Origin of the sequence: Neptunomonas phycophila (assembly GCF_001922575.1) — a bacterium.
GTDB lineage: Bacteria > Pseudomonadota > Gammaproteobacteria > Pseudomonadales > Balneatricaceae > Neptunomonas > Neptunomonas phycophila.
Genome location: NZ_MRCI01000002.1, coordinates 137,026 through 152,300, shown reverse-complemented (window position 1 = coordinate 152,300; position 15,275 = coordinate 137,026). Strand labels below are relative to the sequence as shown.

The window sequence follows — 15,275 nt, the reverse complement described above, 5'->3', positions numbered from 1 at the left end:
GCGTGCTCCTTACGCGGCATCCTTTGGTGTATCGTCGTTATCCTTCAACATACGACGCAATACTTTGCCAACATTGGATTTGGGGAGCTCTTCAACAAAGCACACTTTTTTAGGAACTTTATAGTTTGTGAGCCTCGCTTTACACCACTTAATCATGTCTTGCTCTGACAGCTCGTTATCTTTGCGCACGACAAAAACTTTAGGGATTTCCCCACAGCGCGGGTCCGGTATACCCACGGCAGCACACTCGATCACCAGTGGATGCGAACTCACCACCTCTTCAATTTCGTTCGGGTAAACATTAAAGCCAGAGACAATGATGAGATCTTTTGCACGGTCCACAATACGCAATCGGCCATTCGCTTCGCGGACAGCAACATCACCCGTAATCAAGTAACCATCATGGGTAAAACTGGCCTGTGTTTCCGCTTCCCGCTCCCAATAGCCTTTCATGACCTGCGGCCCTTTAACACACAGTTCGCCTATTTCGCCGTCTGGCAAAACCGTACCGTCAGTGCCTATGATGACTACATCAGTATCACTCAGTGGCCAGCCTATCGTTCCGATTTCCGTCAAGCCTGGCGGGTTTATTGATACAGCTGGGGAGGTTTCTGTCAGGCCATAACCTTCCATTACATCGCAGCCTGTAATCTCTTTCCATTGGTCAGCTGCGGCATGTGTAAGTGCCATGCCGCCTGAAATAGTTACTTTAAGGCGGCTAAAATCGAGAGCTTTAAAGTCGTCGTTATTACATAACGCGACAAATAATGTGTTAAGACCAAGGAAGGTCGAGATTGGCCAGCGCTTGAGCTCTTTAACAAACCCAGCAATGTCGCGGGGGTTGGTAATAAGCACACTGTGCCCACCCTCTTCCATAACAACCATGGCAATCATAAATGCATAGATATGGTAAAGCGGTAGAGGAGAAATGGTGACGTCTTGCCAATTTTTTTCAGCACGATTAATTAAATCATGGCCCTGTAGCATGTTCGATACTAGATTACCGTGTGTTAGCATCGCGCCCTTCGCTACACCGGTCGTCCCTCCGGTGTATTGCAATACCGCAACATCTTCCGTAGACATATCCACAGGCGAGGGCTTTTCACCCATGTAAGCCATCATCGCTCCGCGCAATGGTTGCTCCATTGGCAAGTTATAGTCAGGCTCCATTTTTTTAACGTATTTAATGGCTGTATTTAGCAAGGTGCGCTTAACAAAGCCATGCAAGTCACCGATCTGGGTAACGAACACATCTTTGATAAGGGTATTGGCGATGATTTGCTCAGCGTTATGCGCCATACTCGCATGAATGATCAAAGCCTTAGCACCAGAGTCTTTAAATTGATGCTCCAATTCGCGTGGCGTATACAGCGGATTGGTATTTACAACGACTAAGCCCACTTTAAATGCCGCCATTAACACCACAGGGTATTGAATCATGTTTGGTAGCTGAATTGCGATTCGATCCCCCGGTTGCAAGTCCGTATCACGCTGCAAGTACACAGCAAACGAATCCGACAGACGGTCTAATTCTCGATAGGTCAGCGTACGTCCAAAACTAGTAAAGGCTGGACGATCGGCAAAACGGGTACAGGCATCGGTAAACATATCTACAATATGCCGATAACCTTTTGGATTCAGGTTTTCCGGAATCCAGGATCCACGAGCATGGTCCATTTACTGCCCCCAAAATCTTTATTTTTATGCATGGGCGGACTGTAGTCCGAGCTATGCAACATTTAGCCTAAGAGCCCTGTAAAGCTCCGTTTGATCGGACTAACATGTGCATTTAGTGTAGCAGGAAAGTTGGTAAATTAGCTGGCTAACCAAACAGTTCGCCAGCAGACGCTTTATCAACCCACCGGAAACAGAGCGGTCAAACGTGTGGCTAGCATGATGTCACCATCTGCACGAATTCGGCCAGCCATAAAAGCCTGCATTCCGTCAGTCTCGCCAGAGAGGACTTCTTGCAAAGTTTCGCTGTCCATCATTAATGTGACCGTAGGATCATCATGCTCGCCTTGCGCTGTTTCACAGGTTCCGTCATTAATCACGACATAATACGGTACGCCATCTTCTATTTGGTATTGGAAAACAGCGTCTAGATCACCCGCCGCAGAGCTATTAAAACGCCCTTTCATATCATCAAATACGTTTGCCAGATCAGCCATTACTATCTCCTTAGAGTTATCTTCTTGTTCTGCAGCTGTGTTTAGTACGCTGTTATTGTTAGCCTCGCCAGCGAGGCTAGCTTGTCGGCGAGCCTCATAGCGCGCCGCTTTATAATTAATAAAATGGTGTGCCAGCCAACGGCCAGCACTAAACCTTAGAATCCAGTGCACGCGCTATCCTTAAAAGCTAAACTGATCAACATCCATTGACAGTAAGTTATCAGCACCGGACTGCATAATGGCAACATGGCCATGAGTTCTCGGTAAAATGCGTTCAAAGTAGAAAGTCGCCGTTTTCAGTTTTGCCTCATAAAAAGCGGGCTCAGCCGTCCCAGCATCCAACTTCTCTTGAGCTGCCAACGCCATACGTGCCCAGAAATAAGCCAAACTTACGTAGCCGGAGTACATTAAGTAATCGACGGCCGCCGCACCAACCTCTTCACGATTGTTCATAGCCTTCATGCCAATTTTCATGGTGATGTCAGCCCACTCTTTATTGAGCGTATTCAAGGCATCGACATAAGGTTTCATCGTTTCGTTATCGGCTTGAGCTTTACAGAACTTATGCACAATCTTGGTAAAGCCCTTGAGCGACTCCCCTTGTGTCATGAGCACTTTACGCCCTAACAGATCAAGAGCTTGAATTTGAGTAGTACCTTCATAAAGCATGGCGATTCGCGCATCACGCACATTTTGCTCCATACCCCATTCAGCAATATAACCATGACCACCAAACACCTGCATACCATGGTTAGCCGACTCGAAACCGACTTCTGTTAAAAAAGCTTTCGCTATTGGTGTTAGGAAGGCGAGTAATGCATCCGCTTCTTTCTTCTCTTCCTCACTGGCCAAATGTGTTTTATCGACGAGTTGAGCACAGTAATAAATTAACGCTCGCCCACCTTCTGCAAAGGCTTTTTGTGTGAGCAACATATTACGAACGGCTGGATGTACAATAATAGGATCTGCTGCTTTTTCAGGAGCTTGAGGTCCTGAAAGCGCACGCATTTGAAGACGATCTTTTGCGTAAGCTAACGAGTTTTGAAAACCCCACTCAGCATGTGACAAGCCCTGTAATGCCGTCCCTAAACGTGCTGTATTCATAAAAGTAAACATGCAGTTTAAGCCTTTGTTAGGCGGGCCGATCAAATAGCCTTTAGCGCCATCAAAGTTCATCACGCAGGTCGCATTACCGTGGATACCCATTTTATGTTCAAGCGATCCACAAGCGACCTGATTTCGATCACCCACAGTGGCTGACTCGCCTTCACCATTGGGCATGAATTTAGGGACAATAAATAACGATATACCCTTAGTACCCGCTGGCGCATCCGGCAGGCGTGCCAATACGATGTGCACAATATTATCGGCTAGGTCGTGCTCGCCAGCGGAAATAAATATCTTGGTTCCGCTAATTGCATAACTACCGTCGGACTGAGGCTCAGCTTTAGTGCGCAGCATGCCCAAGTCGGTTCCACAATGCGGCTCAGTAAGGCACATAGTGCCCGTCCATTCGCCACTGACGAGCTTGGTAAGATAAGTCGATTTTTGCTCATCTGTGCCGTGCTCATGCAAAGTGTTCATAGCGCCATGGCTTAACCCAGGATACATTCCCCAAGACCAATTAGCCGAGCCAACCATTTCACTGATAACGGTTCCCAATGATTCTGGCAAACCTTGCCCGCCGTACTCAACATCATGCGCTAAAGACGGCCAGCCGCCTTCAACGTATTGTTGATAAGCCTCTTTAAAGCCTTCAGGGGTTTTCACATCACCATTATCAAACTGACAACCTTGCTGATCACCCACCTGGTTCAGAGGTGATAACACGCGTTCAGCAAACTTAGCGCCTTCTTCCAAAATAGCACTGACCATATCAGGTGTAGCCTCTTCACAACCCGGCAAGCTTGCGTAATGTGCTTCGGCATCCAACACATCATTAAGAACAAACTGGATATCTCGAAGGGGGGCTTTATATTCTGGCATGGCACAATCCTCATTTTATTTTTGAACCGCGCTAATCAACATAAAATACATGCGTGGTTATCTTTATCGTGTTTATTAAGGATGGACGAAAATCTGAAAACCACCAATAACAAAAGAAACCAATATAACTAACAAATAGTGCCACAAGCCTGACATAGCTATTGTTAAAGCACATAAAAGCAGCATTTAGGCTAACAAAAACATTCACTCGCCTACTTATTAACCAACCGCTCGATAAATAACATAACATCCACACCCGCGTCATAAAACTGTCATCTTTGGGTGTTCTAATCCCGCCCTTAGTCAGTTTGGGCCAACAAAATCCCCAATGTATTCGGACAAATTAAGCATGATTAGCCACAAATTAGTTTTAATTGGGCCTGTCGGCGCCGGTAAAACAACCGCGATTAACACATTGAGTGGCTCAGATGCGGTATCAACTGATGTCAAAGCATCTGACATCACGGGCAACCGAAAGCAAACCACAACCGTCGCACTAGATTACGGCCAACTAACATTAGGTGATCAACACCACATTCGTTTTTACGGTGCACCCGGTCAGTACCGATTTAACTTTATGTGGGATGTTCTAACTTCGGATCTCGCTCACGACGCTAACAAATGTATTTTGCTCTTGGACAACACACGGAATCAGCCGCAGCGCGATTTAACGTTTTACATAGATGAATTTAGCCAACTGATTCAACGAACAGGCTTACTCATTGGTGTTACTCAATCAGACATCAGAAGCGAACCCTCTTTAGCACACTATCAAGCATGGATTGATGAACTAGGCATCCAGGCCGATATCCACTTTTTTGATGCGCGCTCTCGCCAGTCAGTATTAAGCCTTGTGCAACACGCACTAACCGATCGAATAGCGAGCGATTGTTGGACCTCTTTACTCGAGCAATCACAGGACATGCCTATATTGGCGTCTTCACCCGATGATACGCCTCAAGAACCGCCACTTTTGATGGTCAACGATTACTTAGGAGATAAGCTCATCATGAAAGACTCTATCGTGGATGATGTGATGACGATTAAAGGCGTAGAAGGTGCCGTGCTCGCCAACGATATGGGCGACGTGCTGACCTCGTCACTTGATAACCCATTACTCGAAGAATACATTGGATTCATGGCAGGAATGATCCCTGCTTTCCATGCAACAACTCAGTTTGACCCAGCCAAATCAATTTTAATCAAAAGCCCAAAAGGATCATCAATCAACGTATTTATTGAAGAGGATCAAGTACTTGGCATTATTGCCAATCAACGAACATCGGCACGGATGCTGAAGCAGCAAGTAGAAGACATGCTGCAGTGGACTTAATCACAGCCGACTCGAAGAAGCCTCTAAACATGAACATTTTATCTAACTTCCAGATCCTAGGTGGCGTACGCCACAGCTGCCTGATACATAAACACAGGCTGCGCGCCTCAAATTTCCCAGCGATGTTTAACGATAATTTACTCAATACGGCACGTATTTTTAAGCAAATGCTGGACGCTCTTCAAGCACTACAGCAAGGCCATAATGAAGTACAAATAGAAATGAATGATAGCCGCCTACTTGGCTTCCAACTGAATGAAGACACCCTATTTGTATTAATGACAGAGCCAAACATCAATCAAGCATTAATTGGCACCGCTATTCGCTCTGCGGCAAAAAACCTAATTGCCTTTGCCCAATCAGATGACGGCAACATAAAGCCCGCATCTGCTATGCAGCCATCAGTAACGATGACAAAACACATTGAGCGAACAGACAGTAATGTTACGCATGGTACGGATGAAAGCGAGGCTCTGAAGCCCACGTTAAAACAAATCATCCGACTTTTATCCGAGCAAGTGGGTCCTGCAGCGCAAATTTTATTTAAACGTGAATATGTTATTTGGACCAACGAAGGAGAGGTATCAACCTACCGACTGCCATTACTCACTAGCCGAATAGCATCCTTTATCGAACATCCAGAGAAGCGCTCTCACTTTTTACTAGGTGCTTCCGACTTAATCAACGCTGCCACCACAACGGAGTCTTCCAATGCGATCCATTAAAGGCCGAATAGAACGAGCACTGCTGACGGCAGCTCTCATTCCCGTATTATTGGTCTCAGTCTTTGCGTACCTGACAACGCAAGACGCACTTACCCAATCGGGCATACAAAATACGCAAACTCAAGCCCGCTTGCTTTCGAGTGGTATTGAAAATACGTTGAAGTATGTTCCAGGAGATTTGTTTTACCTCAGAGATGCCAATTCCATGTTTGAATATGGCCGTGCCCTAGTAATCAATGATGAAAATACGAAAGAAACACTCGGCCGGTACATAGCAAGGGATTTTCTTAGCATTATAAAAAACCGCCATATTTATAACCAAATCAGGCTCATTGGTGCCGATGGCAAAGAGCTAATTCGCGTTGAGCACAACGAACAAAATGGCTCTAGTCGCGTGGTCCCTTTAGAGTTATTACACGACAAAGCGACCAGTCCACACTTTCAAGCGGCAAAATCCCTTACTTTTGGCGAGTACTACGTCTCCCCCACCGATTTAAACCGTGAAGAAGGTAAATTAGCCCAGCCTCACCAACCAACAATTCGGTTTGCCACCCCCATATTTGCCGTAGGCGAACGCTTGGTGGCTGTGCTCATCATGAATGTTGACGCTAATGCCTTTATCGATCTCATCAAACAAAGTAACCAGCATGATGCCACGCAATTCAGCTTGATCAACAAAGAAGGCTTTTATATCAGCCACAGTGATCAATCCAAAGAGTGGGGCAGTGTTCATGATTTAAGCCATGGTCACTCTTTCAGCGAAGATTACCCAGAACTCGCCTACTCCATCACCCAAGTGACGAGCCTATCTAGTACAGAAAGCGAGCAGAGTCTCATTACATCCTTGCCCGTTTATGCCGACACTGAGCAACAACATATTCTTGGATATTTGATTGCAGAAACACCGAAAAAAGTGGCACTGAAGCTCCTAAACACATTTACCATTGGGTTTGTCGCCTTCATATTATTTGCGGCTGTGATAGGTTTTGTTTTCGCACGGCTCTTATCCACATCAATGACAGCCCCTTTGCGTCAGCTCACGCTCGCCGCCGACAAACTCAGTAAGGGTGAAGTGGATACCCCAATTGAAATCAAATCCCGCGATGAAATTCAATTCTTAGCAGAAGCCTTTGAACGGTTACGTGAGTCCGTCAAGTTATTGATGCGTATGTAGATCACCCACATTAGATAGCCCCGCTGTTACAGCAAAAGGGGCTATCATCCCCCGTTACAGAACCATATAAACTGTTCGAGACAAGCAATAATGAATTGCGAGGCGTAGCTAGTGACTGTCATATCAAACTGCTACAGTCCTGTGTAAATATGTTTAATCATGGAGTGACCAATGCAAACTTTTGAAGCCATTACCAGCCGTCGCGCAGTAAAGCATTTTGACCCCGAACACGTACTAACAGCCGATGAAGAACGCGAACTTTTATCGTTAGCCGTCCTGTCTCCAACAGCTTTCAATATACAAAACTGGCGTTTTGTTGTAGTTAAAGATAAAGCCTTACGCGCACAAATCCGCGCCGCTGCTTGGGATCAGGCACAAGTCACCGATAGCTCACTGCTTGTCATTATGTGCGCCGATTTAAAAGCCTGGGAAAAAGAGCCCGAACGCTATTGGGCCAATACAGACCAAGGCACACGTGACATCCTACTTCCGGCCATTGATAACTACTACCGTGGCAAAGAACAAACACAGCGTGACGAAGCGATGCGCTCTTGTGGCATGGCAGCACAAACGCTCATGCTGACAGCTAAATCTATGGGTTACGACAGCTGCCCAATGGATGGGTTTGATTTTGACGCGGTAGGTAAGCTCATTAAGCTGCCTGAAGATCATGTTATTTCTATGTTTGTAGCTATCGGCAAAGCAACGAAAGAAGCCCATCCTCGTGGCGGTCAATTGCCGCTCACTGATGTTGTTATCACCGATACTTTTTAAGGCCTATTAAACACCGCTTAGGTTTAAAAGCGCTTTAAAAGTGCTATCGTCAAAATACCGTATAAAGCTCTCTACACGAGAGCTTTTTTATAGTGAGGCGCCCACACCACTCATCTCATTAAGCAAACAGGCAAAGGGAATATTATGTTAACAATAGGCTTGCTCGGCGGCATGAGCTGGGAATCAACTCAAACCTATTATCAATTACTCAATGAAGGTATCAAACAAGATCGTGGCGGCCTGCATTCAGCCAAAATCATTTTGAACAGCCTAGACTTCGCCGATATAGAAGCACTTCAACATGTAGGCGATTGGCCAGCAACAGCCGATATTCTAACGTCAGCCGCTCAAGCGGTAGAGCGTGCCGGCGCTGACTTCCTAGTTATTTGCACCAACACCATGCATAAAGTCGCGCCCGCCATACAATCGGGGATTAACATTCCTATATTGCACATAGCTGACGCAACAGCCCTAGCATTAAAAGCAGCGGGAATACACGCCAAAGCCGCCATCTCAAAAGCACTTGGTCAATAACTAAGGGTCCATTATGCAGCAACCCATCGCAGGCTATCATACCGATGAAGAAGATCACTGGGTCGCAGAACTGGCCTGCGGTCATAACCAGCACGTGCGCCACAATCCACCATGGACTAGTCGAGTTTGGGTCACCACACCCGAAGGTAGGGCTTCCCAATTAGGCACACAGCTAAATTGCATTAAGTGCGACACTAACGAACCTCGCGATTGGAATTAACTCCTCAAATACCTGTCAAATAAAGTAATATGACACATCAAATCGCCAACAAAAGAGGACAGCATGGGACTACTAAGCAGCGCCTATAAAGGTTTTACCTTGCTTTCATCCGATACTTGGGCAACCTGTAAAGCGGTCTGGGATAAACGCTCGCCTTGGTCTGCCAAGCTCTTATTTATCCTATTAGCGGTATACGCAATAAGCCCCTTAGACTTGATTCCCGACCTCCTGTTAGTCTTCGGGCTTATTGACGATGTGGTCGTGGTAGCCTTTGGCTTAAAAATGATTCGCAAGCTGATTCCGACTGACGTTTTAAACGACTATCAGCAAAGATAAGCACTGCCCCCTTTGCCCTAATTGCGCTATTATCTTGTTCTTTTTAATAGAGAAAGTAATAGCATATGCCAGCCGCTTCAACACCATCTCAGCCACTGCATATTGTCATTATTGGGTACGTTTGGCCTGAGCCTAACTCCTCGGCTGCTGGCTATCATATGCTGTCTTTTATAGAACTCTTTCATAATCAGGGATGGACGATAACATTTGCTAGCCCCGCCTCATTAGGCGACCACAGGGCCGACTTATCACCGTGGAATGTCCAAGAAGTCGCCATCAGCCTAAATGACGCCAGCTTTGATACATGGATTGCAGAACAACGCCCAAACGTCGTGCTTTTTGATCGTTTTATGATGGAAGAACAGTTTGGTTGGCGAGTAGAAAAAGCCTGCCCCGATGCCATCCGACTGCTGGATACGGAAGACCTCCATAGCTTGCGCGATGCAAGGCATCAGATGCTTAAAAAGCAACTACAGCTGACAAAGGATGAGGTTGATTTCACCCCTCTTTTGGAGATGGATACCCTTTTCGATTACATGAGCCCTACTGATTTAGCACAACGTGAGATTGCCTCAATTTATCGATGTGACCTTACTTTAATGATCTCGGATGTTGAGCTTCGCTTACTCACCGACTATTTCAGCGTCCCCTATCAGCAGCTCATGCACTGCCCATTTATGATAAATCATGAGCGTTCAGCGCCAGCTTCTACCCCGTCATGGCAACAGCGTCAGCACTTTGTCAGTATTGGTAATTTTAGACATGCCCCTAACTGGGACGCTGTTTTGTGGTTAAAACAACGTATTTGGCCCAAAATACGACAAGCTTTACCTCAAGCGGAGCTTCATATTTACGGCGCCTATCCGCCGCCCAAAGCTACGGATTTAAACCACCCCAGCAGCGGCTTTTACGTAAAAGGCTGGGCAGAATCGGCTGACGAAGTGATACAGAACGCTCGCGTACTTATCGCGCCATTGCGCTTTGGTGCCGGAATTAAAGGTAAGCTGCTGGACGCCATGCGCAACGGAACGCCTTCCGTCACAACACCGATAGGAGTGGAAGGGATGGTCAGCTCACAAGCATGGCCGGGAGCCATCGGCGGATCAGAAAAAGCCATTGCAGCTGCCGCGGTGCAGTTATATCAAGATGAAGCCACTTGGCTGAAAGCTCAATCACGAACACAAGCTATTTTAGATCACCGATTTAACACCGTTAAAAACCAAGGTAATTTGCTTTATCTGCTTAACCAAATGCTCGATAAAAAGCATTTAGCTCAACACCGGAAAAATAATTTTGTTGGTCAAATGCTTAGACACCATCACCACAAAAGCACGCAGTACATGTCACAATGGATTGAAGCAAAAAATAAATTATCGTAAGAGATCAAAACCCCGGAATACCTAGTGGCCCAGGAAGATCGGGGATAGGAGAACAAGCGACTAATGCAAGCGCATATGCCGTAACGCTAAGCAACCGAACTATCATATATTACGTCCTAATGATTCCGTTAAAACGGCTAGGATAGCAGGTTTCGTAGCCCTTCGGACACGCCTTCTCTAAGCACCAACACATCACAGCTTAAGCGATCGAGTATCTTTTCAGCCGTATTGCCTAACAACGCTCCCGTTAAGCCCGATCGCGCTTGCGTTCCTATAACAACAACCGCTGCATTATTCTCTTTCGCCGTTTGGCTCACCCAATGCTCCGGTGGACCTTCACCAATCCACACATCAGCAGGCTTCATTTTCGAACTCGCTAGTAATGTATGAACAACGGCTTCCACATCATTTTTTAATAACTCAGCCGATTGGTTTTCCAGCTCTGCACCGAGCATAGGCGGTGGATAAGCGGCGGTTACCTGCAAAGGCGCTTGAGCCTCACGTGCAATAAAGCCCGCCATCATCAACACCATCTGATTTAAGCGATTGCGCTTCTCCTCTTTACCACGAGGATCGACCGCCGCCAAAATTGCGCCGTGCTCCCACAAACTATCCCGTTTAACCAGTAAAACAGGACATGGGGTTTGACGTAACAATTGCCAATCTAGCGGAGCCAAAAAACCGCTGTGGTCCGTATCACAACTTTTGATAAGCAATGAAAAGTGATCATCTTTCCAGCGGCGCTGTACCTCTTTTACTAACGACTTATTTTCGATATACAGCACATTAATCGCTAAACCATCCACCTGCAGCCGGGTAATTAACTGCATAATAGGCTGATCAGCCATAGGTGCATTCAGCCACAAAACGTCCATGGCGCACTTCATACGATCAGCAATCAGTACGGCTCGTTTAAACGCTTTTTCATCCGAATCCGTTCCTTCTAAAGCAACCAGTATCTTTCGGTTAAATAGCATCAGAGTGCACCTTTATCTTGTGAATCTTGATAACCATCTTTAATTGCTGATGTTACCGCTGAACGAGCATTCAACAAACAAGCCAATGCAGGTAATAACACTAATGCGCCCAACATATTCCAAAGGAACATAAAGGTAAGCAAAATACCCATATCAGCTTGGAATTTAATCGGCGACAACACCCACAGCACAACACCTGTTGCTAACGTTAACCCGGTAAAGGCAACCGATGAACCAGTGGTTTTAAGTGTTGCCAAATACGCATCTTTTAAGCTCATTCCTTCAACCAGATAGGTATTGAGTCGGGAATAAATATAAATACCATAATCCACACCAATCCCTACACCCAGCGCAATCACAGGTAATGTTGCCACTTTCACGCCAATGCCCAGCCACGCCATCAGGGCTTGGCATAACAAAGAGGTCAGCGCCAACGGTGCGATAATACAAAAGACTGTTTTGATAGAGCGGAAGGTTAACAAACACAGCAAACTTACCACGCCGTATACCCAAGCCAGCATATCGTATTGAGCGGTTTCAATGACCTGATTCGTTGCCGCTTCAAAGCCACTATTGCCTGCCGCCATTTCAAAGCGTAACTGATCAGTATTGTTCGCCATCGCATAGTCATCAATAATGTGAGTTAACTGCGATAGCGTTTCGGCTTTATGGTCATCCAAAAAGATAATAACGGGCAGTAAAGAGCAATCCGAGTTCATAAAGCCCGCCGGAACATATCCAAGCGATGCATTAATCACGTATTGATTACGGCTAATCGTGCGCCATTTTAAATTGCCTTCGTTTAACCCTGCCGTTACCCGCTTTGATACATCCGCTAGCGAAATCGAGCTCTGCACGCCCGGAACACCAGTGAGGAACTGCTGAAAGCGCTCCACACCGGCTAAACTTTGGTAACTTGTACACGCCTGCGTAGGTGTGATGGCCATCACCACAAAGATATCACTGGACGTGCTGTAATTTTCACTTATAAAAGCATTATCTAGGTTATAGCGAGAGTCTGCCCGAAGTTCGGGGGCGCCAGCATCTAAATCACCGATTCTAAGATCTTTACTACCCCATAAACCTACACCCAGCGCCACCAACGCCACAACCACAGCGATACTCGCACCTCGCTTAGTTGCGAAAAAAGTCATTGGCTGCCACATCGAAGTGTCGGAATTTTGACTCTTTTCCATGCGCGCCACCGCTTTGTTACCCACACCGATAAATGACAACAAAACCGGTAATAAAAAAAGATTGGTCAACACAATAACCGCAACGCCCATTGAGGCCGCCACCGCTAAATCTTTAATGACCTGAATATCGATAACCATCAGGGTTACAAACCCTAGGCCGTCAGACAATAAAGCCGTTAGGCCCGGTATATAAATGGCTCTAAACGCGCGACGAGCCGCTAACCACGGCTCAGCGCCTAATGATTGCTCTAGGCGTACCGTATTAACTACCTGCACCCCGTGGCTAACGCCAATCGCGAAAACCAAAAACGGGACCAACATCGAATACGGATCTAGCCCGTACCCAAGCGCTTTCAGTAAGCCCAATTGCCAAATAACAGCCACCAGCGAGCACGCTATTGGGATTAATGTTCCACTTACACTCCCTGAGTAGAGGTACAACAAGATAAGTGTGACAACAATGGCAATAGCGAAGAATAAAGCGACAGAGCGTGCGCCATCAATCAAATCACCCACTATTTTAGCGAATCCAGTAATACGAATCGTGACTGTGTCGGTTTGATATTTATCGCGCAGCAACGTCTCTACTTTGGATGACAAACTCTGATAATTAAGCTTTTCTCCGGTTTCTGGATCTTTATCCAACAACGGGACTTGCACCATAGCTGACCGGAAATCATTAGCCACCAAGATCCCCACCTGCCCCGAGCGTAAAATATTAGTGCGCACATTATTCAGTGCTTGCTCGCTATCATCGTAATCAGCCGGGATAACAGGCCCCCCAACGAATCCTTGCTCGGTTACTTCGGTCCAACGAACGTTAGGGGTCCATATGGACTTAACGGCCGAACGGTCTACCCCAGGAATATAAAAAGCCTCGTCTGTTACTTGCTTTAGGGTGTTTTGAAATTCAGCTGTAAAAATATCTCCTTGCTCTGCTTGGACAACCACACGCAAGCTATTACCTAGGCCCGACAGATCATCTCGGTAGGTTAAGTAGTTCTCCACATAGGGATGGCTAGATGGAATCATTTTTACAAAGCTGGCATCCGGGCGAATCTGTACCGCTTGGCTTAACAACCACAAGGTGACCGCCGCAAACACAAACAAAACGGGTACACGGCGCTCAAATAAAAGACGCTCAAGGATTTGCTCAGACAGCTTAATAGGAGCCAATAATAAAGAAGCAATTTTCACGGCTGAGCCCTCATCGCAATCCCCTTCTGCTCGCTAGCATGCAGCGATATCGCCTCACCCAGACGATCTATTAATTTGACGCCCTTTTCTCCTACCAATACCCAACCATTCTTTACAGGCACGGCCGCACTCCAACCGCGACGATCAGATTGGTTCAATAGTTGTAAACGATGGCTTTGCTCTCCCAGCAAAACACTGCCACCTTGCCCAGCAATTAGCAGAGATTGGTTATCCCGAGAGGCCACGGCAGAAAGCGTACTGGGGGTATCAATTGCCACTTGCTCCCATGTGATGCCTTGGTCCGGGCTAGTAAATAAGTGTCCCCGCAAGCCCGCAAGCAGCACTTCACCGCGGTATACATTGATATCAAAGAAGGATCCTTCGTAAGGCGAATCAAGCGCTTCCCAGTGCTCCCCTTGGTCACCAGATCGATACAAGATACCGGCCTCACCGGCTAAATACAGATAATGAGCATCGCCTGTCATAGCGTTTAAATGAAAACGATCAGGGTTAGGAACACGATGTGAAAGCACTTTCCAGCTATCGCCACCATCTTGTGTTGCAATCAACAAGCCATATGCGCCCATGACAAATCCATGGTCAGAGTCGCTAAAGAACACATTCAACAGAGGTAAACTGGGGCCATCTTCTTGAGCAACAATGGCGTCATCCAGATAATAACTAAGCTCATCAACGGCTAACTCTGGCATTGCAGAATCGCCACCGGTATCAACTAAACGCTGGAACTGCTCAACTTGAAGCGCGTTTAGCTCATTGCCCGTCATCACAACACGCCAATTAAGGCCTGCATCACTGGTGCGGAGCAAAACACCGTCATGCCCTACGGCCCAGCCAATAGAGTCAGTCACAAAGGTTACTGCCGTCAGCATAACGCTGGTTGGCACATCCGCTTGTTGCCACTGACGACCTTGCGTATCGGAGAGCAGAATCACGCCTTGGTCCCCAACAGCAACCAAACGATCACCCGCTTTAGCAATATCCAGCAATAAACCGGACGTAGCACGTGGCGTTTTTAATGCTGGTGCGTCCAAGCGATCAGCATTAGCCGATGATGAAAAGAACACGACAAGCATCAAACAACGAATATATACACCAACAGGCGAAAAAACAGCTGGCATTATAAAAAGCCGTTGTAAACGACATAGATTGAGCATAAGCCCCTCATTATTATCTTTATCCGGGGTTGGTTAAGCCGAACCCGATATAACTGACAAAAGTGTAGTTCACTCTTCAACCACCGTGGTTGTTGGGC

General features: G+C 46.6%; 13 protein-coding genes and 1 pseudogene. 8 read left to right on the top strand and 6 right to left on the bottom strand.

Annotation, left to right across the window (positions count from 1 at the left end; translation table 11 throughout):
• Nucleotides 1–9: 9 nt before the first annotated feature.
• The 3 genes from BS617_RS14660 to BS617_RS14650 all read right to left on the bottom strand — a co-directional run bounded on the left by BS617_RS14660 (nucleotide 10) and on the right by BS617_RS14650 (nucleotide 4,157).
• Complete coding sequence (locus tag BS617_RS14660) at nucleotides 10–1,677, bottom strand: AMP-binding protein (RefSeq protein ID WP_075173729.1); 1,668 nt, start codon at nucleotides 1,675–1,677, stop codon at nucleotides 10–12.
• 176 nt (nucleotides 1,678–1,853) lie between these two features.
• Nucleotides 1,854–2,342 (bottom strand): SCP2 sterol-binding domain-containing protein, encoded by a 489-nt coding sequence (locus BS617_RS14655; RefSeq protein WP_341217849.1) that lies wholly within the window; start codon nucleotides 2,340–2,342, stop codon nucleotides 1,854–1,856.
• A gap of 9 nt (nucleotides 2,343–2,351) precedes the next feature.
• Nucleotides 2,352–4,157 carry an acyl-CoA dehydrogenase C-terminal domain-containing protein gene (locus tag BS617_RS14650; protein WP_075173728.1) on the bottom strand — a complete coding sequence of 602 codons (1,806 nt, stop codon included), beginning with the start codon at nucleotides 4,155–4,157 and terminating at the stop codon, nucleotides 2,352–2,354.
• Between the two features lie 349 nt (nucleotides 4,158–4,506).
• Here BS617_RS14650 and BS617_RS14645 point away from each other — a divergent pair, with 349 nt between their 5' ends.
• The 8 genes and pseudogenes from BS617_RS14645 (at nucleotide 4,507) to BS617_RS14610 (ending at nucleotide 10,632) form a co-directional block, all read left to right on the top strand.
• Nucleotides 4,507–5,490 (top strand): GTP-binding protein, encoded by a 984-nt coding sequence (locus BS617_RS14645; protein ID WP_075173727.1) that lies wholly within the window; start codon nucleotides 4,507–4,509, stop codon nucleotides 5,488–5,490.
• Nucleotides 5,491–5,519: 29 nt separating this feature from the next.
• Nucleotides 5,520–6,215, top strand: a complete 696-nt coding sequence (locus BS617_RS14640) for a DUF8082 domain-containing protein (RefSeq protein ID WP_139303212.1) — start codon at nucleotides 5,520–5,522, stop codon at nucleotides 6,213–6,215.
• Nucleotides 6,202–7,389 carry a HAMP domain-containing protein gene (locus BS617_RS14635; protein WP_075173725.1) on the top strand — a complete coding sequence of 396 codons (1,188 nt, stop codon included), beginning with the start codon at nucleotides 6,202–6,204 and terminating at the stop codon, nucleotides 7,387–7,389. Before BS617_RS14640 ends, BS617_RS14635 begins: the two co-directional genes overlap by 14 nt.
• Before the next feature lie 171 nt (nucleotides 7,390–7,560).
• On the top strand, nucleotides 7,561–8,163 hold the full coding sequence (locus tag BS617_RS14630) for a nitroreductase family protein (RefSeq protein ID WP_075173724.1): 603 nt from the start codon (nucleotides 7,561–7,563) through the stop codon (nucleotides 8,161–8,163).
• Nucleotides 8,164–8,307: 144 nt separating this feature from the next.
• Nucleotides 8,308–8,661 (top strand): annotated as a pseudogene (locus tag BS617_RS14625) (aspartate/glutamate racemase family protein); the annotation flags it as partial.
• 49 nt (nucleotides 8,662–8,710) lie between these two features.
• On the top strand, nucleotides 8,711–8,917 hold the full coding sequence (locus BS617_RS14620; protein WP_075173723.1) for a DUF3565 domain-containing protein: 207 nt from the start codon (nucleotides 8,711–8,713) through the stop codon (nucleotides 8,915–8,917).
• Between the two features lie 63 nt (nucleotides 8,918–8,980).
• Nucleotides 8,981–9,253, top strand: coding sequence for a YkvA family protein (locus tag BS617_RS14615; RefSeq protein WP_075173722.1), 273 nt, complete (start codon nucleotides 8,981–8,983; stop codon nucleotides 9,251–9,253).
• 65 nt (nucleotides 9,254–9,318) lie between these two features.
• Nucleotides 9,319–10,632, top strand: coding sequence for a glycosyltransferase (locus BS617_RS14610; RefSeq protein ID WP_075173721.1), 1,314 nt, complete (start codon nucleotides 9,319–9,321; stop codon nucleotides 10,630–10,632).
• A gap of 137 nt (nucleotides 10,633–10,769) precedes the next feature.
• Here BS617_RS14610 and BS617_RS14605 read toward each other — a convergent pair whose 3' ends face one another.
• From BS617_RS14605 to BS617_RS14595, 3 genes are read right to left on the bottom strand one after another with little or no spacing between them, the layout of a single operon-like run.
• Nucleotides 10,770–11,609, bottom strand: a complete 840-nt coding sequence (locus BS617_RS14605; protein ID WP_075173720.1) for a universal stress protein — start codon at nucleotides 11,607–11,609, stop codon at nucleotides 10,770–10,772.
• On the bottom strand, nucleotides 11,609–14,002 hold the full coding sequence (locus BS617_RS14600; protein WP_075173719.1) for an efflux RND transporter permease subunit: 2,394 nt from the start codon (nucleotides 14,000–14,002) through the stop codon (nucleotides 11,609–11,611). Before BS617_RS14600 ends, BS617_RS14605 begins: the two co-directional genes overlap by 1 nt.
• Nucleotides 13,999–15,141: a WD40/YVTN/BNR-like repeat-containing protein gene (locus BS617_RS14595; protein WP_075173718.1), complete on the bottom strand. Its 1,143-nt coding sequence runs from the start codon at nucleotides 15,139–15,141 to the stop codon at nucleotides 13,999–14,001. The genes BS617_RS14600 and BS617_RS14595 overlap by 4 nt, the downstream gene beginning before the upstream one ends.
• Between the last annotated feature and the right edge of the window lie 134 nt (nucleotides 15,142–15,275).